The organism is Paenibacillus herberti, from assembly GCF_002233675.1.
GTDB lineage: Bacteria > Bacillota > Bacilli > Paenibacillales > Paenibacillaceae > Paenibacillus_O > Paenibacillus_O herberti.
In genome coordinates, this window is sequence record NZ_NMUQ01000002.1 from 1,411,327 (window position 1) to 1,435,593 (window position 24,267).

Annotated in this window: 17 protein-coding genes; 9 read left to right on the top strand and 8 right to left on the bottom strand. The window is 53.1% G+C overall.

Features of this window, described 5'->3' with window-relative positions; genetic code table 11:
* Nucleotides 1-253: 253 nt before the first annotated feature.
* A complete protein-coding gene (locus CGZ75_RS26280; RefSeq protein WP_089525733.1) occupies nt 254-4,369 on the bottom strand; it encodes a S8 family serine peptidase in 4,116 nt (1,371 codons plus the stop codon).
* Between the two features lie 846 nt (nt 4,370-5,215).
* On the opposite strand from CGZ75_RS26280, the gene CGZ75_RS18815 reads away from it, so the two are divergent.
* Both CGZ75_RS18815 and CGZ75_RS18820 read left to right on the top strand, forming a co-directional pair.
* Entirely contained in the window at nt 5,216-6,769 is a 1,554-nt protein-coding gene (locus CGZ75_RS18815; RefSeq protein WP_089525734.1) for a histidine kinase N-terminal 7TM domain-containing diguanylate cyclase, read from the top strand.
* A gap of 247 nt (nt 6,770-7,016) precedes the next feature.
* Nucleotides 7,017-8,015 carry an oxidoreductase gene (locus CGZ75_RS18820; protein ID WP_425436509.1) on the top strand — a complete coding sequence of 333 codons (999 nt, stop codon included), beginning with the start codon at nt 7,017-7,019 and terminating at the stop codon, nt 8,013-8,015.
* A gap of 222 nt (nt 8,016-8,237) precedes the next feature.
* Here CGZ75_RS18820 and CGZ75_RS18825 read toward each other — a convergent pair whose 3' ends face one another.
* The 4 genes from CGZ75_RS18825 to CGZ75_RS18835 all read right to left on the bottom strand — a co-directional run bounded on the left by CGZ75_RS18825 (nt 8,238) and on the right by CGZ75_RS18835 (nt 11,049).
* Nucleotides 8,238-8,750 (bottom strand): GNAT family N-acetyltransferase, encoded by a 513-nt coding sequence (locus CGZ75_RS18825; RefSeq protein ID WP_089525736.1) that lies wholly within the window; start codon nt 8,748-8,750, stop codon nt 8,238-8,240.
* Nucleotides 8,751-9,326: 576 nt separating this feature from the next.
* Nucleotides 9,327-9,488: a DUF6254 family protein gene (locus CGZ75_RS26545; protein ID WP_176444913.1), complete on the bottom strand. Its 162-nt coding sequence runs from the start codon at nt 9,486-9,488 to the stop codon at nt 9,327-9,329.
* A 93-nt stretch (nt 9,489-9,581) separates the two neighbouring features.
* Complete coding sequence (locus CGZ75_RS18830) at nt 9,582-10,220, bottom strand: hypothetical protein (RefSeq protein WP_141136820.1); 639 nt, start codon at nt 10,218-10,220, stop codon at nt 9,582-9,584.
* Nucleotides 10,221-10,224: 4 nt separating this feature from the next.
* Complete coding sequence (locus CGZ75_RS18835; protein WP_425436522.1) at nt 10,225-11,049, bottom strand: PPK2 family polyphosphate kinase; 825 nt, start codon at nt 11,047-11,049, stop codon at nt 10,225-10,227.
* A gap of 200 nt (nt 11,050-11,249) precedes the next feature.
* Between CGZ75_RS18835 and CGZ75_RS18840 the strand changes: the two genes are divergently transcribed.
* Nucleotides 11,250-12,002, top strand: coding sequence for a GTP pyrophosphokinase (locus CGZ75_RS18840; protein ID WP_089525739.1), 753 nt, complete (start codon nt 11,250-11,252; stop codon nt 12,000-12,002).
* A gap of 40 nt (nt 12,003-12,042) precedes the next feature.
* Nucleotides 12,043-12,483, top strand: coding sequence for a hypothetical protein (locus CGZ75_RS24735; RefSeq protein WP_141136821.1), 441 nt, complete (start codon nt 12,043-12,045; stop codon nt 12,481-12,483).
* A 441-nt stretch (nt 12,484-12,924) separates the two neighbouring features.
* Here CGZ75_RS24735 and CGZ75_RS18850 read toward each other — a convergent pair whose 3' ends face one another.
* A complete protein-coding gene (locus CGZ75_RS18850; RefSeq protein WP_342745693.1) occupies nt 12,925-14,835 on the bottom strand; it encodes an LTA synthase family protein in 1,911 nt (636 codons plus the stop codon).
* Nucleotides 14,836-15,120: 285 nt separating this feature from the next.
* Between CGZ75_RS18850 and CGZ75_RS18855 the strand changes: the two genes are divergently transcribed.
* The 5 genes from CGZ75_RS18855 to CGZ75_RS18875 all read left to right on the top strand — a co-directional run bounded on the left by CGZ75_RS18855 (nt 15,121) and on the right by CGZ75_RS18875 (nt 19,636).
* Entirely contained in the window at nt 15,121-15,768 is a 648-nt protein-coding gene (locus CGZ75_RS18855) for a sigma-70 family RNA polymerase sigma factor (protein WP_089525740.1), read from the top strand.
* Between the two features lie 23 nt (nt 15,769-15,791).
* Complete coding sequence (locus CGZ75_RS18860; RefSeq protein ID WP_089525741.1) at nt 15,792-17,027, top strand: hypothetical protein; 1,236 nt, start codon at nt 15,792-15,794, stop codon at nt 17,025-17,027.
* Nucleotides 17,024-17,968 (top strand): ABC transporter ATP-binding protein, encoded by a 945-nt coding sequence (locus tag CGZ75_RS18865; protein ID WP_089525742.1) that lies wholly within the window; start codon nt 17,024-17,026, stop codon nt 17,966-17,968. Before CGZ75_RS18860 ends, CGZ75_RS18865 begins: the two co-directional genes overlap by 4 nt.
* A complete protein-coding gene (locus CGZ75_RS18870) occupies nt 17,965-18,867 on the top strand; it encodes an ABC transporter permease subunit (RefSeq protein ID WP_089525743.1) in 903 nt (300 codons plus the stop codon). The genes CGZ75_RS18865 and CGZ75_RS18870 overlap by 4 nt, the downstream gene beginning before the upstream one ends.
* Nucleotides 18,868-19,015: 148 nt before the next feature.
* On the top strand, nt 19,016-19,636 hold the full coding sequence (locus CGZ75_RS18875) for a hypothetical protein (protein ID WP_089525744.1): 621 nt from the start codon (nt 19,016-19,018) through the stop codon (nt 19,634-19,636).
* 271 nt (nt 19,637-19,907) lie between these two features.
* On the opposite strand, the gene CGZ75_RS18880 is transcribed toward CGZ75_RS18875, so the two are convergent.
* Together CGZ75_RS18880 and CGZ75_RS18885 are read right to left on the bottom strand one after the other, a co-directional pair.
* Nucleotides 19,908-21,839 (bottom strand): LTA synthase family protein, encoded by a 1,932-nt coding sequence (locus tag CGZ75_RS18880; protein ID WP_342745694.1) that lies wholly within the window; start codon nt 21,837-21,839, stop codon nt 19,908-19,910.
* Nucleotides 21,840-22,071: 232 nt separating this feature from the next.
* Complete coding sequence (locus tag CGZ75_RS18885) at nt 22,072-24,165, bottom strand: S-layer homology domain-containing protein (RefSeq protein WP_089525746.1); 2,094 nt, start codon at nt 24,163-24,165, stop codon at nt 22,072-22,074.
* Nucleotides 24,166-24,267 lie beyond the last annotated feature (102 nt).

The window sequence follows — 24,267 nt, forward strand, 5'->3', positions numbered from 1 at the left end:
CTTCTTTCTATTAAAAATAGGAGTTGGATTATCCGGTAATTCGGCAGGTTCTCCGCACTCCCTGCTGGAAGGGGAATAAATAAGGCTATATGATCAGAAAAGACTGAAAGTTGTCGTAAAAAGGAGTAAATAAGACCTATAGGAAGGAAACAAAAGAAAAGCACCAGATCCGATAGTCGGAATCTGGTGCTTGGTGTTGTTTGTTGCGGCTGCAGAGGGGCTAGGATATAGCGCCTCTGCAGTCGATGGGGAATTAGATCAGCTTGCTGTTTGTGAGCAGTTTGTGGATGACAGTAGCTGCTGCTTCGCGTGTCGTCGAGCCGAGTGGCTTGAATACGGAGCTGCTGCCTGCGATGGAGCCTTCCATCAGGCCAGCGGAAGTGACAAGCGCGATGCTGTCCTTCGCGAAGGCGCCAAAGCTTGTTGCGTCACCGTAGGTGGTGATTTTGCCCGTGGTGGAAGATGCGCCCGCCAGCGTTGCCGCTTTAGCCAGCATAACGGCAAGTTCCTGGCGGCTGATGATGCCGTTTGGACGGAAGGTGCCGTCGCTGTAGCCGTTGATCAGACCAGCTGTATAAGCTGCGCTCACGGCGTCATTGTACCAAGCGCCTGCTGCCAGGTCGCTGAACGGAGCTTTTGCTGTTGCAGTGAGGCCCAGGCCGCGTGCCAGCATAGCAGCGAATTCAGCGCGGGTCACATTGGCTTTTGGCGAGAAGGTGGTAGCCGCCGTGCCGTTGATCAACAGTTTGTCGCTCAGGGACTGGATGCGGGATTGTGCCCACGAGCCAGTGATGTCGTTGAAGGCTGTGGTGCGCGATGCCGCTGTGTATACGGAGAAGCCTGGACGGCTGACCGTTACGGTCGTCGTGCCATCTTCATTTGCCGAGAATACAGCAGGGGCTGGAGCTTGTTTGCCATTTTCCAGGAACAAGACGCCGGCTTTGGAGACGGTGATGCCCTTATCCAGGGTGAACGAGCGTTTCAGGAATGTTTTGGACGGTACGGAAAGCGGTGTAACAGTTGAGCCATTCACTGTGTTAGCTTCAAAGGCAACTGGCGTGCCAAGTACGGTTGCGCCAGCGAATTTGCTTGCCTCGTCAGCCGCAGGGCGGATGACCAGCTCAAGGCCGCTGCCTGCTGGAACAGAGGCAATCAGGGAAAGAGGAAGCTCAAGCGCTTCTTTACCCGTGTTCAGGTAGATTGCGCTGCCCGCAGGAGCGGTGCCAAGCAGTTTTACTTGCTCTGCCGTCAGGCTCAGCTTGGAAGCTTTGCCAGCTTCGGCAGCAGCGTTGAATACGAGCGCCAGCTTCACATTACCCGTGCCGATTGCAGCTTGCAAATCTGCATACGTAACGGTCGTTACAGTAGCGTTGGCTTGGGAAGCAGTAGCGGATTTAACCGTTACTTGTTGCAGGCCTTGAGCGGTGATAGCTTTCAGAGCGCCGCCCGCTGCTACAGGAGCCGGTGTTGGCGTGGCCATTGGGCCTGGGTAGAAACCAGGACCGCCGCTGCCAGCGTTGTAGTTGCTGTTTACGATGGAGAATGGAATGTAGCCGACAGATTGGTATACAACTTTGCCCTTCGAGATATACGCTGCGAAAATATTAAAGGAGTAAGATCCATCCTTCAAAGCACCGGCTATCTTCTCTTGATTTGCATCAAGGGAATAGGTTCCGTTGAACGTGTGGCGATACGTTTTTGCCTCAATCGGTTCCTCTGAATATACGGCATCAATTACGCTCAGATAACCTACGGTGTCGTCGTTGATGTCGCTAATACTAACCTGCAGGAGGTTAAAATCTTCAGTAGCTACATTGAAGGAGAGCTCCAGGCTGTCATTGTTGCCGTCGCCGTTCGGGGACAATTGGCGTGTGGACAGCTTTACTTCTTGAACGCCATAACCAGTATCGAGAGGCTCTTTGCCTACATGAAGGACGAATGGAATATGCAGCGTTGGCTTGCCTGCCGCTTCCAGTACGATCGAACCTTCATATACACCTTTTGCCGCATCGGCTGCTGGAGCTGCGCTGATGCTGAATGGCTGTTTGCTGTAAGCATTAGCCGTAACGGTTCCGTCTGTCAGACCGCCCAGAGAAACGTTGATTTTGCTCGTATCCGGCGTTGCGATCGGATCGCGTGGGTCCGAAGTTACTTTTGTGTGCAGCTTCACGGAAGCTTTGTAAGATACAGCTTTGTCGGAAACGTTATTGACTTGAAGTCCAATTGTTTTCGCTGCGCTTCCAGCTTCCATAATGCCAAAGCTGGCGTTGTCGCCATAATTCGTAACGGCAACTTTGTTCATGTTCACGTCGTACATCGTCAGTTGCTCGACCGTTTGCAGTAGTGCTGGTGTTTCCAGCGCTTTAGCGATGTTGATACGGCCAGCACCTTGGGAATATACATCGTAACGGGTTCCAGCGTCATCCGAAATCGGGTCGGCAGTGTTCGCGAGAGCCGCACGGATATCAAAAGGAGTCCAGTTCGGATTAGCCTGTTGCAGCAATGCTGCAGCGCCCGCTACATGGGGAGCTGCCATGCTGGTGCCGTTGTTGCGGAGATAGGCTTCATCGTACAGAGATGGATCAGTAGAGCCTTTTCCGTAAGCTGGGTAGGTCGACATGATCGCTACGCCAGGCGCAACGACATCGGGTTTGATGCCGAGCAAGCCGTCGGAATTCGGACCGCGGGAGCTGAAGTCAGCCATTGTGTCGCCCTTTGAAAGGGTTTTTGGATACTCGCTGCCAAAGTCAAGATTGAAGCTTCCACCTGGGTTGGCTACTAGCTGTCGTGCTAGTGCTCTACCCTTGCTGCCTTCCATATCGAAGGTAGGGATGTAGTCGAACGTATCACCTAAATAAGCAGCAGGACCGATGAAGCCGTCCCGATCCTTAACAGATTCGCTCAAGTCAGCGGAATTTGCATCGGTGGATTTGATGTTGCCGTTGAAGATGACGATGGCTTTTGCACCATGTTCTTTAGCATTGGCTACTTTATCGACAAAAGGAATATTGCCGCGGGAGACAAGGACAATCTTGCCTTCAACATCGATATTCTTAAAGTCGTTAGCTGTGCCGATACCTGCATATACAGCTGCAAGCGGCTTGGTGCCGAGAATTTCTGCGAAATTCTCTTGAGAAGTCGTCCAGGCCATTACATTCAAGCCATAATCTTTATATACGGCTTCTGTTACCGTTCCGCCATATACCGCTGAAGTTACGCTGCCCGTGTAATGATTGCTTGGGCTTGTTACAGCGCCTACAGAGATGGACAGCTGGCTGGAAGCCGGCGAACCCATGGAGTAATAGTATTGCTCGGAATCGGTAGCATTGTTGCCGTTCGCTACGACAGCCACAACTCCGCCCAGTACAGCATTGTTAAGTGCGACGCTATCAGGCGTAAAAGGATCTTTGGCATCATCTGATCCTAGCGACAGGTTGATGATGTCCATTCCGTCTTCAACTGCATTTTCAATGCCGTCGATGACTTGAGCCGAGGAGCCTGAGGCGCGGCCGGTCTCGAAATCGAAGCCGAGAACCTTGTACACATAAAGGTCAGACTCATACGCCACACCTTTGTGAGCATATTCGCCGGTATTTTTTTCACGGGCTGCAATAGTACCGGATACATGAGTACCGTGAGAGGTTCCCAGATTTCCTGTGTCCTTATTAGGAATTTCCTCAAACGGATCGTCCGTATTAAAGAAGGAGTCATGTCCGCCTTTGTAGGCATCCTTCAGATCCGGATGAAGGTAGTCAACGCCGGTGTCAATAACGCCGACCTTGATGCCTTTGCCGGTAATGTCTTTTGCCCAGGCTTCTGGGGCGTTGATCTGATCAAGCGGATTAATGTCACATTTGCATGCAACGGAATCGTCTGCGGACTCCGTTTTTTCAGCTTGCGGAATGGAGTAAAAATTGCGGTTTTCGTAGATGGATTTCACACCTGGAACTTTGGCAAGCAAAGGAATCTCATTGGCGGGAAGCTCTACTTCCATGCCGTTAAGCACCGTATCGTATTGATACGTTACATCGAGATCAACCCCGATGCTTTCGGCTTTGGCGATAAAGCTGGTCTGTTGGCTGCTGATGCTGCTTTCCGTCGCCTGCGAGGCGAGGGAGTGGATGCCCATTTTGGCGGCATATTTGCCTTCCGCGATGGATGCTCCATTGAGGGTGACAATAACTTTGATGAGATCCTGGGACTTGGTATCAAGGCGGGGCGAGATGAGAGGCTGCAGACCAGCTTGGAGGCTGCTGGTTGATACGGGCTCAGCCGCCGCGGCTTGAACGGCGAACGGCGTCAGCAGCAGAGCTGCGGACAGGGTGGTGGACAGAGCCTTGACGAGTGGTAAACGACGGGATTTCTGCAAGCAAGAACCTTCTTTCTAAAGAGGATGTAGGAATATAGTCACCGCTACCATGGTAGAAAAAATAACATTAGTAGTTTAATAAACTACCATTGTCGCAGTAAATTAATCTTAGAATACTCGGACTAATAGGGCTTGTCTAGCAGATTTTAGGATATTTTTAATATTGTTTTAACGTTGTTGCGCTGAAACTGCATCGATTAATTGCATTAACGCTGTAGTGTGACGGTATATTTCTCTGTATTTAGCTGGATTAAATACTATTTTAGGTAAAAATATTGATTAAAAATGAATCTATTGGACTAATCCCTAATAGGTCTATGTGATTAAAAGTGACATATGTCGACATGAGGCGGCTTATGGTTATTTTTATGGGTGGACTTTGAGTTTTTCTAGTTCATGGTGGACGAGCTGAGGTGCGGTGAGGTGAGGTTCGTTGGTGAGCGAATGGATGAGTTGAGATGTGATGAGCTACGTCGATGGACGAATGGATGAACTGAGGCGAAATTAGCTTCGCTGGTGGATTAATGGAAGAGCTGAGGAGCGATGAGCTTGGTTAGTGCCTGTATAGTGCACGTATTAAAGCATCTCCGAAACGAAGTTATCATGGTTTCTCAATTAGCTGCATCCACAGTCACCCGTATCCATTCCAACATTTTAGGGGGACTTACTTAGGGGGACGTCGGCCCTCTTTTGCGCTCTCCTACTAGACTTTACCTTCCAATTAAAGCGACTAACTCAAGTTGCCTATTTAGCCGAAGATATAGGTATTGGTGCGAGCGGAAATTCTCGTTTGCCCTGCGCTTGCATCACCTCTAGGAATAAAGCGTTGTGGAGGATGGATTTTCTATGATAATAACGGCGTCCTGCCTTATTGCGTCTTGTTTGTCGATTGCCCTTGCCTTGGTGGTATTCCGCTACCGCCAGGTTCCTGGCGCGAGTTTATACATCGTTCTGGCTTTGCTGTCGGCATTGCTCAGCTTTGGTTCGCTTATGCAATATGTTTTGCCGGAATATGAAGCAAAGCTGTTCTGGCGCAATATAATGCAGATTCCACTTCTTCTATTTCCTGTGGTCGGGTTGCTGTTCTCGATGGTCTACGCCGGAATGGAGCGCTTGATCCGTCCTTGGCTCGTTACCGTGCTGTTTGTTATCTCGCTGATCGCGCTGATTCTGATTTTCACGGATGAATCCCATAATTTGATGCGCAGTGCAATCTCACTGGGTGAGGATGGCTTATTTGATAGGAGTCGAACCAGTCTAAACAGTATTTTTCTGGCCTACACCCAGGCTTTGCATCTCATTGGAGCAGCATTGCTATTGAAGGCAGCCAGCGGTACAAGCGGCCGTCACCGCTTCCAACTGCTGCTGATGTCGGGGGCGATGCTGCTGCCAGTCGTTTCTTTTAGCATGAACGCCATTAATCATGATCTGTCGGCGGGAGCTTCCGGCATTCTGTTCTTTTCGCTTCTGCCTACCTCTGGAGTTCTGTTTTGGGCGTTGTATCGGCATCAGGTGCTGCATGTCGTACAGTTCGCGCGCAACAAGCTGATCGAAATAATGAAAGAAGGCGTCATCGTCCTGGATACCGAGCAACGAATCATGGACTACAATCCTTCCGCATCCCGGCTGCTCGCGCGGGCTGAAGGCATTGAGCCGGGGAACTGGATTGCAATGGCGCTGCCCAAGCTGCTGCCTTCTGCAGCGGCATGGTTAGCGGCTCATGACAGCCGGAGCGAAATGCATGTTGAATTGCCTTTTCATCTTGAAGAAGAGAATCAGGTGTGGCTGGCTATTACGGTTACGCCGCTTGTATCGGGCCGAGGAATGTATTATGGGAGCTTGTCGGTCATTGCAGACATTACGGAAACGAAAAAGCTGGAACAGGACCTCCGCCGCCGGGCTTCCATAGACGGACTGACTGGCATTTACAACCGAGACAGCTTTATGGAGCGCGCGCAGCGGCATCTTTCTCTTTGCATGGAGGAAGGGAAAGCGTTCAGCTTACTCATTTTGGATCTGGACTTATTCAAGAAAATAAATGATGAGCATGGACATCAGAGTGGAGACATGGCGCTGAAAGGCTTCGTGCAAGTCGTGCAGGGGGTCGTGGTGTGCAGGGCGCTGTTCGGCCGAGTTGGCGGCGAGGAGTTCGCGATTGCTCTGCCCGACAGCGACTTGGAGCATGCCGCAGAGCTTGCGGAGCTTATCCGCAGCTCTGTTATGAATACCGGAGTGTCGCTGGAAGACGGGCGCGAGCTGCAGTTGACCGTAAGTATCGGCTGCTCTGGACGGGATTTCTCTTCGCGTTCGCAGGAAGATAATTTCCAATTGCTTTATTCCGAGGCGGATCAGGCTCTGTACCGTGCCAAACGGAGCGGGCGCAACAAGGTTCGATTCTAGAGCGGACAGCATAGTTAGGGACCGCGTTAATCAACCGGAACTTTACCCTATTAATAGGTCAGCCAGAAATTTATGGTTGGCCTATTTTTCTTTTTGCGGCAGGCTGTGGGGAAAGGAGTGGGAAATAATGGTGTCATCAATCGTTATAAGTGTGTTGGTTGCGAGGGGACTTGACCCCTGTAGGAATTGAGGTGGAAAATAAGGGTAAGTGTAGTTCGCAGCTGAAACCGATGAAGGAGGGATTGCCTTGCATTTCAGGGCGCTAGTGGTGGATCGACAGGAAGAGAAGGTGGAGTCATCCGTTCAAACTGTAGAGGAGGCCCGGCTGCCGGAAGGGGATCTGCTCGTCAAAGTCGCTTATTCCAGCATCAATTACAAGGACGCGTTGGCGCTTGAGCCAGACGGAAGAATAGTGGGCCGTTATCCTCATATTCCAGGGATCGATGCCGCAGGCGAAGTTGTGAAAAGTTCGGATAAAAGGTTCAAGCCAGGGGGCAAAGTCATCGTGACGGGCTACGGGTTCGGAGTCAGCCAGCATGGCGGCCTCTCGGAATTCGCCCGAATTCCGGCAGATTGGGCGGTGCCGCTTCCGAAAGGTTTGACGGAGCGGGAAGCGATGGCGCTCGGCACGGCCGGGCTGACGGCAGCCATGTCCGTGCAAAAGCTGCAGGACAACGGCATCTCGCCCTCATCGGGGCCGGTTGTCGTAACTGGAGCGAGCGGTGGAGTCGGCACGCTAGCCGTGTCGATGTTGGCACGCCTCGGTTATGAGGTGGAGGCGGTGTCAGGCAAGCAGGAGGCGCAGGCTCGCCTGCTTGCGCTTGGCGCTGCTCGCGTGCTGCCTCGCGAGGAGTTGTTGCCGGAGGAGCTGCGGCCGTTGGACAAGCAGCGCTGGACGGGGGCCATCGACTGCGTCGGCGGCGCAATGCTGGCCTGTGTTCTCAGCCGCATGAAATACGGCGGAGCCGTCGCGGCATGTGGAGTGACCAGCGGGGCAGAGTTGCCGGCTAGTGTTTTTCCGTTTATTTTGCGGGGCGTCAGCTTGCATGGCATTGACTCGGTGTGGGCTTCACGCGGGCTGCGCGTCAAGCTCTGGAAGCGCATGGCGACTGACCTGAAGCCGCGCCGCTTGGAGGAGCTCATCTCTGAGATCGAGCTGACTGAGGTGCCGCAGGCGGCCAAAGAGTTGCTGCGAGGCGCCTCCTCTGGCCGCAAAGTTGTGGTGCTCGACAGCGGCGAGAGATAGTGGCGGGCGGCGCTGTCTGTTGTATGGTGTCTGCTACCCGCCGTCTGCGGGAGCTCGTAGGGGAGGATGCAAAAAGCCATGGAAATCACGGATTATTCGTGTTTCCATGGCTTTTTTGTCATACGAGGATGTATATCCTTCACGCACGGATATCATCTAAGCGAGAAGGTGAATTAATGATTGCTTGCTTGTACATATTGCGCGCAGGAGCGAGTTAGCCCATTAGACTTTGCGCCCAACGTACACGAGATCTCGCTCAATGCCGTCCAAAATGGCTACGCGGGGTAAACGTCCCCAGATTTCGAAGCCATGCTTTTGGAAGAGGCGCAGACTAGGCTCGTTATGGCCGAAAACAAGACCGACCAAGGAGTGGATGCCGAGGCCGGGACATGCTTCCAGTGCCCGCTGCAGCAGGAGACCGCCGAGACCTTGGCCGCGAAGCAGTGGTGACAGATAGATGCTCACCTCAGCGGTTCCGTTGTAGGCGGCTCGAGGGTGAAAGGACTGGTAGCTGAGCCAAGCGACAACAGCGCCGGATGAATTTTTGAGCGTCCATAGGGGACGCAAGTCTGGAGAATGCTCGTCATACCAGGCTTGGCGGTCCGTTGGCGCAATGGGTTCCAGATCGGCCGTGACCATGCGTCCAGCAATGGTCGTATTATAAATGTCGACGATGGCCGGGAGATCCTCCGGCAGCGCATCGGTAAGGGTGTAGGTCAGGAGGGTTTCATTCATGATGTTCAGCATCCTTTCGCCTTAATTAGCTGTCCCTATGTTAGCACGAGGATTAGGATTCGGCTATGCGAAGAGGGCGGGGAGTTGCCAGTAGAAAATAGAAAGCCACTCAGAGAATCGTAAGCTTAAAGTCCCTTCACACTATCTTCAATCGGATGTGTAACATTCGTTTCCATCTACGAATATCGTCGGAAGCTCTTACAATATGTTCAGTCCGTTTTTCTAATTTTTTTAATTGAAGCAAATATTTTTACTATTATTTTATCGAAGAAGTAACTTAGATATTTTTTGACTAGGAAACCTACCAAAGCAAAGAATAGTGAAAAAACTATTATAAACAAAAATAGTTTTAGTCCTGTTTCTATAGATTCCACTTAAATACAGCGCCTCCTTTTTATCTTGAAATAGCTGAAAGATAACCGAGCAATCCATGGATTCGCTTCCGGTTGTAAAAAATTCGATGCCACAGCAGGCAGTCTAGAGCTTTATTTTCTCCTCGACGGATGTCGCTATGGCAACACCAACAAGCCCACACTGCCTCATGAAGAGGAGGGCGGGCCCGGAACAAAGGGACCTTTAGAACTGCTTCTCGTTGCTGGACTCGGCTGAAGCGCTTGATGCGGGCACGGTTCCAATCTCGGCGGCATATTCCTCTAGCGACTTGATTTTGCCATGCGGGTGAAGATGTCGCTTACGCTGTTTCCAGTTGCTTTCGCGGCGGCGTTTGGCTGTGCTCATGGGGTCCCCTCCTTCCTGTGAATTAGCGTGGGCAAGGAGGGGATTTCCTATGCAAGGCCGTTGTAAAAGGAGCCGCGAACGCCCAGTTATCAGTCAGTAAGTCTGTCCGTTCTCCCGGACATAAGCGCGAATAAGCTCGGCGCCGGAGCGGTAGGCCTCCTGGATAGTCGCTTTATATTGAGCGTACAAGGCATCCATTTCTAACTGAAGCTCGGGATTTCGTTCCAGATCGGAAGCAGATGGAGGCGGATAGGGCGTTTTCGAGGGAATGGATTCACTTTGGGTTCCGTCAGTTTTCAACCTGTCAGTATCCTCCCCAATAGCATCCACACCGACAGAACGTATGCCGCTATTCACAGTAGGCGAAGCAGAAGCAGCCAAGCCGTCCATCCGCTTACGATGTACAGCGGCGGTATCCGCCAGTGTTTCCAGCAGCTCCAGAGCACCAAGCTCACGCAAAGAGCCGAGAACGGCAGGCCAAGTATCCGGCGACTGTAGCAGAATGCCAGTCCAAACATAATATTCCCATGCGGAGCCAGCGGCATGGCCGTCCAGCACCCGTAACAGGAACAGCGGCCGCAGCGAGGCGGGTAGAGCCTTCAGCGCTTCGACTTTGCGAGCGTCAGAAGCGCCGCGAAGTGGTAAGAGCACTGGCTCCATGAATTTCACGACAAGCTGGCGATCGTCCAGCTGTTCTAGTTGCTGCTCCGTCATTGGGGAGGGTTTGGACAAGTTTTTAGCTCCTTTCTTCCTTGAGCGTTTCAAGCCGTGAGGCTACGCTGACATCGGGCTGCGGATAAGCCAGCTCCAGCTTTTCCAGCTCCTCGACGAGAATGCGCAGCACGAGATAGTTCCTGTACCAGCGGTTGTTGGACGGAATGATATGCCAGGGGCAGTCTTTAGTAGCGGTGCGGCTAATTGCTTCTTCATAAGCGGTTCTGTAGGCTTTCCAGTGCTTTCTTTCCTCCAGGTCATTGGGATCGAACTTCCACAGCTTCTCCGGATTTTCCATTCGCTCGTGGATTTTCTGCAGCTGGAATTCTGGCGATATATGCAAAAAGAACTTCAACACCCGAATATTCTGCGAAGTCAGCATCTCTTCAAAATGGCGGATGGACTTCAGACGCTTGCGTGCCTCTTTGTCGCTGATCTGCCCGTGAACACGTGTAATCAGCACCTCTTCATAGTAGGAGCGATTGAACGCCGTCATATATCCTCGCGCAGGGACGCTGCGATGTGTCCGCCAGAGGAAGTCGTGACGCGCCTCTTCCTCATTCGGCTTTTTAAAGCTATAGGCGCGGAAGCCGCCCGGATTGATGCCGTGGAATACTTTTTTGATAACACCGTCTTTACCACTGCAGTCCATACCTTGAAAAACGATTAGCACTCCATGTGAGCTAGAGGCAAACAGTCGATCCTGCTGCTCCTCCAACCTCTTCAAAAGCTTCTCGTACTCCTCATGGATTTCTTCCTTGCTCTTCAGTTCATGCGTATCCTCAGGATTAAAGGACGTCAGCTTAAGCTTGGTGTCGTTGCCGAGGCGGTAGCGGCCGATGTTCATCATGATCCCTCCTGGAAAATAAATTCCACATTATAAATAGATTACCCTGAATGCTGAATAATCCTGCTTGGCGAAGGAGAATAACTCTGAAAATAAATGCGTGAGGCGAGGGCAAGGTCTGCTTTTTTGAAATGAGCCTGCCGAGTGTGAGATGATAAGGGGGACTACAGCGGCCGCTAGGCCGGGCAAGGAGCCCAAAGATGAATTCTCCTCAGCTGGCGCAATTGAAGAAGCTCAAAAATGAAATTACGCGATTCATGATGATGTACAAGTTCGCTCTGGACGAAATGGAAACCAAAATCGAGATCCTCAAGGAGGAGTTCCAGCTTCTCCACGACTATAATCCTATTGAACACACCAAGTCGCGAGTTAAATCACCGGAAAGTATCATCAATAAAATTTCTCGAAAAAGCGGCGAGCTTTCACTGCCGGCCATCAAGGAAACGATTAAGGACATCGCTGGCCTGCGCATAACCTGCTCGTTTGTGTCGGATATTTATCGCATCCATGATATGCTCAAAGTGCAGCATGACCTGAAGATCATCGACGTGAAGGACTACATCGCATGGCCGAAGCCCAATGGTTATCAAAGCTTGCATCTGCTCGTGGAAGTGCCGGTGTTCATGTCGGACAGGCAGGAGAAGGTGATCGTCGAGGTGCAGATCCGCACAATCGCGATGGACTTCTGGGCGAGCTTGGAGCATAAGCTGTACTACAAGTACAACAAAGCGGTGCCGGAGCATTTGCTGCGTGAGCTCAAGGAAGCTGCCGATTCGGCGGCGGCGCTCGATATTAAAATGGAGCGTCTACATCGCGAAGTGGAGTCCCTTCAGGCTCAACAAGAGGAAGAGGAGGCCGCGGACTATTTGCCTGCGCTTCTTGAAGATGGTCGCAAGTCGAGCGACGTGCCCGCGCAACTTCTTCGCCTTCTGGGCGGGGATTTCCGGGGCTGATTGGGAATCGGCAGGATTAGAATTTGGCAGTGAGTAGGATATGGAACCCGAACGTAGTCGAAGCTACTTGAGAAGCGGAAAAGTGGCTTGGAATGGTGAAGCAAGTAGTCGAAGCTACTTGAGAAGCGGAAAAGTGGCTTGGAATGGTGAAGCAAGTAGTCGAAGTTACTTGAGAGGCGAAAAAGTGGCTTGGAATGGTGAAGCAAGTAGTCGAAGTTACTTGAGAAGCAGAAAAGTGGCTTGGAATGGTGAAGCAAGTAGTCGAAGTTACTTGAGAAGCAGAAAAGTGGCTTGGAATGGTGAAGCAAGTAGTCGAAGTTACTTGAGAAGCAGAAAAGTGGCTTGGAATGGTGAAGCAAGTAGTCAAAGCTACTTGATGAGCAGAAAAGTGGCTCGGAATGGTGAAGCAAGTAGTCGAAGCTACTTGAGAAGCGATAAAGTGGCACGAAATAGTGAAGCAAGTAGTCGGAAAGAACTTTAATTCTAATTGTGCTGTACACATGCTCCTGAGTGTATAGCAGCAACTGCAACCAAAAAAGAGCGCCCCAGGTGGTTATAACCACCTGGGGCGCTCTGCTTGCAACTATGCTGTATCTGACTAGTGGGAACAACAGCAGCATGAAATTGTAGTTTGTAGCGTGTAGCTTGTAACCATAGTCAGAGCAGGGTGTCGCGCTGACTGCTAAGCGGGCCTTTACCGCAGTTGGAGCTTGGAGCTTGCTCCGTAGGCCAGCACCCAGCACCCAGCACCCAGCACCCAGCACCCAGCACCCAGCACCCAGCACCCAGCACCCAGCACCCAGCACCCAGACCTGCGCCTGCTTCGCCGCGTGCTTCGCAGGTCAGCGACCTACAGTCTGCTCCTACCCTACTTCGCTGCTGCTTGCTCCGTAGGTCAGCGCCCAGCAGCCAGCCCCTCGCTCTACTTCGCCGCTTGCTCCTTAGGCAGTGCTCCTCCATGCTCCGGCAGCGCCGTCATGTAGCTGTCAGACAAGCGTAGCAGCTCAAGCGCGCGATTGTACTCGTCTTCCGAGGAGCCATTAGCCGGCTGATCCTTATGCAGGCTGTAGCGTGTACCGTCCTCGTATCCGACGCCCGGAATATACAGCGAGCTGCCGTTCAAGAACGAGCCGGAAGGGAGATAGTAACGCTGCGGGATGATGTTCTCCTCGCCTGAGTTGAGCAGATCCTGACCGAAGTGGATTTGGTCGTTCAAGGACGCTCCAGTAAGATTGGCGACAGTCGGCAAAACATCCACCTGACCGCTCAAAGTGCTAATCGTCCGGCTTTCCGTCACGCCTGGGAGCGACATGATAAGCGGTACGTTGGTCATTTCCGAAAAGTCGTACTCGCGGCCGGAAATATCCTGCATCAACTCTTTCTCCTTGGTGTCCAGCGAGTAGAGCGGCATTCCCTGGTGATCGCCATATACGACTAGCAGGGTATCCTCCCAAAGTCCGGCCCCCTTGAGGCCCTCCACGAATTGACCAAACGCGTAGTCTGCATAATTCTGAGCGCGGAGGTAGTCACCGACAGAGTTATCCTCATACTTTTCAGGGAGCGGAAGCTTCTTGAGCTCCGGCGTTTCCGGCGTGAGCGTGAAAGGATGATGGGCGGTCATGGATATGACCTGAGCATAGAAAGGATTGGCGCTCGAATCCATTTCCTTAAGCTTATCAAGCGTCTTGGCATAGAGCACCTCGTCGTCTGAACCGAAGTAAACGCTATTATCCTTGCCGAAGTACTTTTGATCATAAAAAGTATCAAAGCCAACCGCTTTATACAGCTCGCGACGATTCCAGAAGTCCACTACATTTGTGTGGAAGGTAGCCGACTCGTAGCCGCCTTGCTGCTTCAGTAGCTTGGGAAGGCTCGGGACGTTTTTGTAGAAATAGGTCTTCGCAGCAGCTCCTTTTTCGGGAACGTAGAAGGAGGTGTTGACGACAAACTCAGCATCCGAAGTGTTTCCTTGGCCGACCATCTGATAGAAGTTGTCGAAATAAAGACTCTCACGAGCCAGTTTGTTCAGGTTCGGCGTTACTTCCTGGCCATCCATTTCCAGGCCAATTAGGAAGTTTTGGAACGATTCCATCTGTACGATGATAACGTTTTTGCCCTTGGCTGATCCGAAGTAAGCAGGTGTAGATGGCTGCTGAACTCCTTTGAGCTCATCGATACGATCCTGAGTCACCTCTTCCGGATCAAGCAGATCCTCCTCGATGCCTGCATCCAGCAGAGCATAAGCTTCATAGTTGAGGATACCCATATCCTCGGCTTTTGTATGCTCGTTCATGCTGGCGCGGTTGGGCAGAATATTGAACAGGCTCAGCGAAAAAGAAAGTACGACAACACCTGCAAAAGCCACATTGCGACGGCTGCGTTCAGGGCGCTGGATGCGCACTGGCTTAAGCAGCTCTTTGCGGCGACGGATCAGAAGGTACGTAATGACGATGATATCCAAAAAGATCAACGTATAATAGGGATCCATCAGCGAGAAAACACTATTGCTGACGGCTGTCACCTGATTGACCTGTTGAAGCGCCTGCCAGGTAGCGATAACCCCGTAATATTTATGATACATGAAGACGGAGAACAGAATGCCAGTTAGTGCAGCATCTGCAATGACATAATAAATTAATTTGCGCTTGCTCGCGAACATCTCAATAAGGCCGAAAATCAGCCAGGCGAAGGGCAGCTCGGTAATTAGAATGGCCCAGGAAGGACCGTCATCAAAAACGACGAACCAGGTTAGCATGCTTTTGAACAACATGACAATGGAGAAAAACAGAAAAGGCCGGCTGGAAAGCAGTCGGGTTAATCGGCTCTGCTGCAAGTTAATTCTTCCTTTCCGGTAAAATTCAATTGTACGGATAAATGCAAATTTACTGTCTTCGTAGACGTATAACCTATTTAACGAATATAACAAGTTCAAAGCTCTAAACGCTAGTGTACATTATGAAGGGGGCTTCATGCCTTGTCAAAAAGCAGGGAGGTCAGCCAGAAGTAGTTAGTTAAAGGAAATAAAAGGAATTTCAATGTTTTTTCGAATAACTGATACAATCGCGAGCATTCGCCCGTCTATAGATTAGCTGCAGCACGAAAGAAGGAGGAACAGACTTTGGGGATTCCGGAGCCAAAGCTCTATAAACAACTATTTTACGACTATTATACAGGCGTGCTCCGCAAGCTGACCGCTCTTGTACGCGATGCGGCAGTAGCGGAGGACTTGGCACAGGAAACTTTCCTGAAATTATATCGGCAGCCTCCAGACAATCTGGACGCGCCTGGTGCGTGGCTGCATCGTGTAGCAACTCGGCTCGCCTATGATTATATGCAAAAAGCAGCTCGGGAGCGCAAGCTCACGGAGCGTCAGGGGCAGGAGCTGCCAAGGGATGGAAGTGCTGCTCCCTCGGGTGAGGATGAGCTGATGCGTCAGCTGGATCAGGAAGAGGTCCGGCTGTGGCTGGATGGACTCGACGAGCGGGATCGTAAAGCACTACTGCTTCGCTACTCCGGTTACAGCTATACGGAGATTGCAGCGGAGTTAAACATACGGCCTCCTGTGGTCGGTACACTTCTTTCGAGAGCAACGGAGCGGCTGCGAAGGCTTGCCGGGGAAAGCGATACGGGAGGCGGCAGGCATCCAGGTGGGAAACCCAGCGGAAAGTTAGGCAGGGAGTCCAGCGGAAGGCCCAGTGGCTCCAATGGGGAGCTCCGGGAGTTGTCCCCCGAGCCGGATTATAGGGTACGTGCGGAGTTTCACTAATGAGGGAAAGGGAGGACATGCGCATGACAGACCATCAAAAAAATCCAAAGCGGACGCTGGACGAAGCAGAAGCAAGCGGACATCAATTACAGAGCGCGGAAGAGGTCGCCCGTACGGACAAAGCTTGGGAGCGGCTTATGATGACGCTCGGTGAAGAGCAGCCATCTCCGGCTTGGGCGAAGCTGGAACAATTCGATGATGAGAGCAGAATGATAAATCAGATGGAGCAAGGCAGAGAAAGCAATCGAGAGGGGAATATTACAATGAACAATAACGAGAAGCTGGCTTCAGTCCAGAACGAAGGTACGGCGAATGGCTTGCAACAGGTTGCAGCTGCCAAGCCGCGCAAGCGCCGCATGAGTGGCCGGGCGCGGGGCTGGGTTGCGGGAGCTGCTGCAGCACTCGTCGTCGTGACGGCTGTGGCGACGCCTCTAGGCAACAAAGCGCTGGCTGCTATTCTCGGCCAGTTCCGCATGGAGCAGGTGACGGAGGTACGCGAGTCCGATTTGCAGGTGCTGTTCAACAGCGTGTTCACGGAAGGAGTTTCGGAGGAAGCTGTGAGCCGTTTCGGCGAGTTCAAGATTGAGACCGGCGTGTCAACCAGTGACAAACTTGATCAGAAACAAGCGGCGAAAATGGCTGGCTTCGAGCTTTTACCGGAGTCTGTCACCGGACCTCAGAAAAACTTCTATGGAGATGGAGGCAGGTCCCTCCAGCTTAAGCTAAATGTCGGTGAGATTAATAAAACGATGAAACAGCTTGGCGCCAAAAAGCTGATGCCGGAAAGTGTGGACGGCAAAAATTTGACGCTGAAAATTGAACCGTCGGTCTGGTTCAATGCAGATGCAAATGGAATGAACCTTAACATTACCCAACAGAAAGCGCCTTCGGTGGAAATGGATTCCTCCGTCGGCCTTGAAGATGCGGTTGATGCGGTGGTGAATTTTCCGCTGCTACCTGGGCCTCTGAAGGATAGCCTCCAAAACAGCATGCTGCTGACGAATGGGCAATTGCCGCTTCCCGTTCCAACGAACGAGGACAGCAAGTCCGAGCGATTGCAGATCGGTGGTACGTTTGTCATCGTATCAGAGCGTAACTATGGTGATAACGACAATTACGTTAAGGAAGCGACCTGGGTAAAGAACGGCGTTCTGACGCAAGTTTCGCTTTACGTTAACGCTAAGGAGCAACCGGATCTGAACAAAGAGCAGGTAGCGAACGAATTCCGCAGCAAGCTCCAGGAGCTGGTCGGCGCGTGAATGCCATTCATACCGAAGCGCTGACGAAGCGTTACTCCAACGGGCGCGGCTGCAGCGACGTCCATATCAGCGTCAGGGAAGGGGAAGCCTTTGGCTTCCTCGGCCCAAACGGCGCGGGCAAGAGTACTTTTGTCAAAATGCTTGTCGGCCTGATCTTCCCTACGGAAGGTCGGGCTTCGCTGTTTGGCGAACCTGCTGGAACTGTTGCCGCACGCCGTATGCTCGGCTACCTGCCCGAGCTGTATCGCTATCAGGAATGGCTGACCGGTGAAGAGGTCGTGAGGCTTCATGCCAAGCTTGTTGGACTCGGCCGGGACGAAACGAATCGGCGCGTACCGGAACTGCTGGAGCGGGTCGGAATCGGTCTGCGTTCCCGCGACCGGGTGAAAAACTATTCCAAAGGCATGCAGCAGAGGCTCGGCCTAGCCTGTGCGCTCGTCGGCGATCCGCGCATTCTGTTTCTGGACGAGCCATCTTCGGCGATGGACCCCATCGGGCGCAGTGAGGTCCGCCAACTGCTCCATGAGCTGAAGGCTCAAGGTAAGACGATTTTTCTTAATTCGCATTTGATGGAGGATGTGGAGTCGCTATGTGATCGGGTCGCTCTGCTGAACAACGGAACTGTGCTGCAGCAGGGCCTCGTCTCGGATGTGCTGCAGCAGCGTCCAGTCTGGAAGCTGCGGATTGGCGGCTTCGCGCCAGCGTTGCTCGACTGGCTGCGCGTAGAGACGGGACTGGAGCTGCGGGTTGTAGCGGCAGAGTCGGATGGCTCGGCGGTACTGGAAGCCCAGCTGGAATCGGAGGAGCAGGCAGGGTGGCTGCACAGTCTGCTGATCGGCCAAGGGGCGACGCTGTACGAGAGTACGAAATCACGAACGAAGCTGGAGGAGTGGTTCGTTACCGAGCTTGCCGGCAAGAGTCACAGGGGGGAGAAGTTATGAGCATCATTTGGAGCATGACTTGGAAAGAGCTTCTCCGCAAACGCGTCGCCCTGCTGACGGCGCTCATGACGATCGTTTTTCTGATTGCGTTCTGGTTCATCGCATCAACGCTCGGCAACGAGGTCCGCGATTATGGTCTGTCAGAGAGTGATCCGATGTTCGCCATCGAGATGTTCGCCAGAGGAATGATGATCCTGAGCCTTGGCTTCTTTTTTGGGGCGTTTGTCGTCGCGTTTCTGGCTATATTCAGTGCCTCCTCGGTCATCTCCGGGGAAGCTGAGCTTGGTGTCATGCAGGCGCTTATGCCTCGGCCAATGCCACGTTGGAAATGGTATGTCGGCCGATGGCTCGGTTATGTCAGCTTCGGCATGCTGTACGCGCTTATGCTATTTGCAGCCATTTTGATCATTGGCGATATCCATGCGGGGGTTCCCCGAGATCCCATGACTCTGGTTGTCGCTTATTTGCTGTTTGCCTCCGTTGTGCCCCTGCTGGTCACGTTGTCGATGCTGGGCTCTACCTTTTTCTCCGGTATCGGTAACGGCGTATTTATGACGATGCTGTATGGCGGAGGGTGGCTCGGCGGCATGATTGAAAAGCTTTCGTCGCAATTTGTATCCCTGCAGGAAGGTCGCGCTGGTATCGGAGGAGACTCATTGTCCAACATCTCCGGTTTGTTGTCGCTGGCGATGCCCGCAGACGGGCTGCAGCGGATGATGCTGGATCGATTATTCAACATCTCTGGCATCACAGAGCTCGTTGGTGATAATACCGGCGGTATGCTCATGTTGTTTGGTGTGGGAGCCGCTCCGGCGCCTGCTTTTCTGTGGTATGCCTTGCTCTATACGCTAGTGGCGTTTGGGATTGGTGCATGGCGGTTTCAGCGCAAGGACTTGTAGGGTATCTAAATAGGGTGCAACCCATAACGGCTGACATTCGTCTATAGTTTAAAAGGGACGGCGGGTATAAGGAACGGGTTAACGTCATTCGACCTCACCTGCATGCGGACAACTTGTATTAAACTCCAGCGGACAGGGGGCGGCGGGGATGCGGACAGGACCAAAACTACTAGGGCTTTGCTTAATGGTGGTCGGCTTGCTGCTGGGCAGTGCTGGCTGGTATTTTAACCAAAGCAGCGGCAACAGTAGCTACAGCGGAGGCAACAACATTAGCAGCAATAGTGGCGGCAATATGTCAAGTGAAGCCGTCGATCCTCCAGTTTCCGTTCCCTCTCAGGAAGAGAACACTCTTTTGAGCCGGCTTGGCCTCTTTTTGGAGGGGGCGGATGTGGAACATTTCGTTCCCCCGCCGCCGCCCGGACTAAGTCGGATTGCCAAGAAACAAGCGATTCGTAACGCGAGCTGGATCTACCCGAAACTGGAAGACTCCGCTTCCTCCGTGAGCTGCGACTATCGTTTCATTACGAGCAATGAGTTCCGCAACTTCTCGCCCGAAGCGCTTGCCGCTAACCCCCGGTTGCGGGAGTCCGGCAAGTTGAACCGCACACCAGTCTATATCGTGACGTTCAAGGATGTTAAGGTTAAAGACGGCCTACACGGGCAACAGCCGCCTAAGCTGGCACCGCCGGGCAACGGCTTGCTCAGCGAGGCGAATATCGTCGTGGACGCCCTAACAGGCGTCACGCTGCTGAGCTACAGCTTCAGGTAGCAGCCTCTGGCTGCGCGAGTCTAACAAGTTGAACTTCACAGTTTATATCGTGGCGTCAAAGGTATTCTCAACGCCAGCCGGTATAAGTTCCGCGCCGATCAGAAAAAGGCATTCGGAAAGCGATTTCGCTTTCCGAATGCCTTTTTGGGTTTCGTCGTTGGGTTGTATCAACAGCGAGCCGCCGGAGGAGCGAACCCTGTGTAAGGTGGAGCAGTGCTAGGCTGTGCCACCGCAGCGTTAGAGATATGGTGCTAGTGCAAGCGGCGCCCATTTACTTGCCGGAAACATCCGCCCCGCTTGATGGGGCGGGGTCTTTGTCCGTCGACGGTAGCGAGCGCACGTAGCTGTCCGACATGCGCAGCAGCTTCAGCGCGCGGTCGAACTGCTCCTGCGTCGCGCTCCCAGGCCCGCCATCCGCGCTATCATCGGCGCTAGACGGCAGCTCTATACGTTTGCCGTCGGCATAACCAGTACCCGGGATGAAAATCTCCCGGTCGTTGATGAATGAGCCTGAAGGCAGATAATATCGCTCTGGCAGCAAATTGCTGCGCTCGTTCAGCAGATCCTGCCCAAAATGCAGCTGGTCATCCAGCTTGGAGCCTATCAGATTGGCAATTGTCGGCATAATATCGCTCTGTCCGCCGACCGTCGATTCCACTGATGGCTCCAGTGCACCAGGCGCGGTCACAATGAGCGGAATATTAAGCATTTGCGAGGAATCGTACTTCTGCCCGACCAACTCCTCCAGCAGCTGCAGATCCCGGTCGTTCAGCGAGTAGATAGGCAGACCCATATGATCGCCATAGATGACGAGCATGCTGTTTTCCCACAGCTTGGCGTCCTTCAGCTCTTGAATCAGCTGTCCCAGGGCATAATCGGCGTAGTTCTGCGCGCGCATATAGTCCCCGACAAAGCTATCCTTGTATTTATCCGAAAGCTTCAGCTTCACTTTGCTTTCTTTTATGTTGTACGGATGGTGAGCGGACATCGAGATCAGCATGGAATAGAACGGTTTTCCTGTCTCCTGCCGAACCTCTGCCATCTCTTGAACGCTTTTGCGATACAGCACCTCATCCGACGCTCCGAATGCAATGACATCCTCATCTCCGAAGAAATTCGTATCATAATATCGGTTAAATCCTAGCGCTCGGTACAGCTCCTTACGGTTCCAGAACGAGACATCATTTGTATGGAATGTCATCGTCTCGTAGCCCTTGGTCTCCACCAGCTTGGGCAGCGACGGCAGTGACTTGCCGGAATAGGCTTGGGACGCGGGTACCCGGAGCGGCACGTAGAGCGAAGTGTTCATTAGGAACTCGGCGTCGGAGGTGTTGCCAGAGCCCGCCTGCTGGTAGAAGCGGGGGAAGTACATGCTCTGGCCGATCAGCTTGTTGAGGTTGGGTGTGATCTCTTGGCCGTCGACGGTTTTGTTCAAAATAAAGTTCTGAAAAGCTTCCAACTGCACAACGATAATATTCCGTCCCTCTGCTGCTCCGAACTTGGCCGGTTGGCCTGTCCCCGGCTGAAGCCCCTTCAGCCGGTCGATTTCCTTCTGCGTCACTGACGCCAACGGTACGAAGCTTTCATTGCCGCTTGTTGCGATCAGGAATATCTCGTAGTTGACGATGCCCATACGCTCGGTCTGCACCAGCTCATTGGCAATGTTGCGGTTCGGCCAAATAACGGCAAAGCAGGCGGCGGCCATCAAAATAAAGCCGGGTAGAGCGACTCGCCAGCTCATTAACCTGCGGTTAGCGATTTTCCGCCAGTCGCTGCGCAGCCGCTTGTTGAAGCCGAGCAGAATCCAACATAGCACGATATCAACGAAAATCAGCATGAAGTACGGATGCAGCAATTGGAAGACGCTGCCCTTGACCTCGGTTACCTGGCCGACCTGGCTGAGCGCATGATAAGTGACAATGATGCCAAAGTATTTGTAGTACATGATGACGGCAAAATAAATCGCCGTGAATGCCAGATTCACGATAAGATAACCCATTATTTTGCGCTTGCGGGCGAACAGCTCAATGAGGAAGAAGGCGGCCCAGACGGTCGGCAGTCCCGTCACCAGCGTCAGCAAGGGATTTTCTCCCCCGTCGATTACGTAGGCGGCGAGGTACATTTTGAAGATCATCGTCAAGGTGAAAAGGACAAAGGGGCTCAGCCAGAAGCGCTTGGCCCTGCTTGGTTGCAGGTCATACACGGGTACGTATACTCTCCTTCCGAGCCTCCGGACGTTCCGGGGCTGGCATGCCAGATGATGGATGAAAAATGCTCCTTTCATTGTAAAGCCCACTAAAGGCATTTACAAACAAATGGGAGACGACGGACGAGCTGCCGAACGAAAAAAACTCCTTCACCCTGGAAAGGATGAAGGAGATGCTGTGGAAACTGCCACTTCGAGAAGGATGAAGGAGTTGCTGCGGAAACTCAGCTTAGCGCTGGTTGGAAAGATGCTCGTATACGTTGACGATGGCAACGGCAGCCATCTCGCGGCTCACAGCTGCCTTTGGATTAAACTTGCCGGCTGCGTCACCGACCATGAACTCGCTGCCATGCACAGCGATAATGGAAGTCACGGCATAAGGGGAAGCTGCGCCAAGATCTTTGATGTACGGAGCTTCCGTTACAGAGGGATCAAGCTTGAGGGCGCGGGCGAAAATAACCGCCATATCCTGGCGGCTCACCGCAGCGTCCGGCTGGAACTTGCCACCGCCGACGCCGGAGATGATGCCGTGAGCGGAAGCGACGCGTACCGCGCCTTCATACCAGCTGCCCGCCTTCACATCGGTGAAGGAAGCGGCTGCTGCCGGAGCGCCGGCCTCATCCAGGCCGAGCAGACGGACTGCCAGCGCCGCGAACTGGGCGCGAGTCAGCTCCTGCTTTGGCGCAAAAGCGGGCTGGCTGCCGCCGATACCGCTAATTAGTCCGGAGGCATAGCCATTTTTGACGGCTTCAATTGCCCATGGTGCGATGCTCTTTTCATCCGAGAACTTGACGCTGGTCGAGCCGACTGTAAGCTTGACGGAATGCTTCAGCACGGATGGAGCTTTGGACGAGCTGTAGCCGGTCACGGCCAGATCGTAGCCCCCTGCGGACAGCGGCTGGAATTGGGCTTTGCCGTATGCGTCTGTGGTGACGGTGACACCGCCGGCCTGGACGGCGACGCCCGCAGCGGGCGTTACAGCGAACTCATTGGCTTTGAAATCCCATTCTTGTTGATTCACCTGAACGGTAAATGTTTCATTGTCACGCGGCTGGCGAGGGCTCACCTGCACGGAGCTGATGAGCTTCGTGCTGTCGCCGTAGAACACGACTAGGCGGTCGCCGGCTTCCAGCTTAAAGTCGCCCATGCCGACGGATGGGTTGATCCAGGCGCCTTTGCGCTCCACGGCGAACATCCAGCCGTCGTAGCCGCCGTATTTGCCCCCAGCGATGCCGTTAATGGCATTAACATACTTGCCGAAGGACATTTCTTTCACATCGACGGCAAGTTTTTTATCTGCGCCGACCTGTGTCAGCGCGTCAAGCGCGTAGACAGCGCGAGTCACGCCGGAGCCCAGCGTGGACTCAGGGCCTTCCACTGTCACGGCTACGGATGGTGCGGGCTTGCTGTAAAGGCGGCCGGAGCCAGCTTTGTACTTCTCGTAGGCGGCGAGCGCCTGCACGGATTGGTAGGTGCCATAGGCGTTCGCTGCGAGAGGCAGCGAGTGGGAGAAGCTGCCGTCGGTATTGCGGAACGTCATCAGCTTGTCGAGCATGCTTTTGCCTTTCGGTGTAAAGGCTTCGCCTAGAGGATCATAACCGGCTGAGGCCAGCCCGATGATGATCTGCGCGATGCTCTCGCTGCTAGACTGGCCGTAGCTGGTGAACCCGCCATCCTTGTCCTGTTGGGACTTGATCCAAGCGACGGTACGCTCGCCGGCCAGTTTAACTTCGGCTTGTCCGAAGTAAGGTGCAAGAGCGGTCAAGGCGGAGCCGGTCAGATCCGGGTTGCCGTTTTTCTCGCCTGTGAAGGCGAAGCTGCCGTCGGCGGACTGCTTTTTCAGCACTTCGGCGACGAGCTTGTCACGGGTCCACTTGGCGGAAGCGGGTACGTCATAATTGCCATAATCCAGCGCCAGCAAAGCGTAGATCGGGCCGTTGACACCCTGGTTCAGCATGCGATCGCTGTTATAAATGCGCTCGATCAGGTTGATGCCCCCATAGGAGCTCGCATCCTGGCCAGCAGCGGTTACCGCCATCGACAGACGTTCGAAGTCCGTCACGTCGCGGAAGGTCGGGACTTCCTTTTGCATGGTTGTCTGGAGCTTGGAAAGGTAAGAAGCAGGAAGTTCGTATCCGGCTTGGGAGGCGGCAATGGCGTCCCAGTCGGAGGTGATGCCGCTTTGGAGCAGCGCGGCCCCTGCCTTCTTCAACGCAGTGGTTGTGTCTACAGCCGCTGAGGCTGGTGCCGCTGGAATGGCGGACATGATTAGAGCTACGGCAAGCAGGACGGCCAGTGCAGCGCGATTAAATAAAGCTTTCAACAGAATCAACCCTCTTTCTTAATTATTAATTGGCTGCAGGGAGGGGGAGGGAGAGCGCGCAGCACACGGACTTCCCGGGAATAAAAAAAGCCGCCTAAAAGG

Excerpts from the sequence above, each read along its gene's own strand:
- CGZ75_RS18815 (WP_089525734.1), top strand. The coding sequence starts at position 5,216 with ATGATAATAACGGCGTCCTGCCTTATTGCGTCTTGTTTGTCGATTGCC.
- CGZ75_RS18825 (WP_089525736.1), bottom strand. The coding sequence starts at position 8,750 with ATGAATGAAACCCTCCTGACCTACACCCTTACCGATGCGCTGCCGGAG.
- CGZ75_RS26545 (WP_176444913.1), bottom strand. The coding sequence starts at position 9,488 with ATGAGCACAGCCAAACGCCGCCGCGAAAGCAACTGGAAACAGCGTAAG.
- CGZ75_RS18835 (WP_425436522.1), bottom strand. The coding sequence starts at position 11,049 with ATGAACATCGGCCGCTACCGCCTCGGCAACGACACCAAGCTTAAGCTG.
- CGZ75_RS18840 (WP_089525739.1), top strand. The coding sequence starts at position 11,250 with ATGAATTCTCCTCAGCTGGCGCAATTGAAGAAGCTCAAAAATGAAATT.
- CGZ75_RS24735 (WP_141136821.1), top strand. The coding sequence starts at position 12,043 with ATGGAACCCGAACGTAGTCGAAGCTACTTGAGAAGCGGAAAAGTGGCT.
- CGZ75_RS18860 (WP_089525741.1), top strand. The coding sequence starts at position 15,792 with ATGACAGACCATCAAAAAAATCCAAAGCGGACGCTGGACGAAGCAGAA.
- CGZ75_RS18870 (WP_089525743.1), top strand. The coding sequence starts at position 17,965 with ATGAGCATCATTTGGAGCATGACTTGGAAAGAGCTTCTCCGCAAACGC.
- CGZ75_RS18875 (WP_089525744.1), top strand. The coding sequence starts at position 19,016 with ATGCGGACAGGACCAAAACTACTAGGGCTTTGCTTAATGGTGGTCGGC.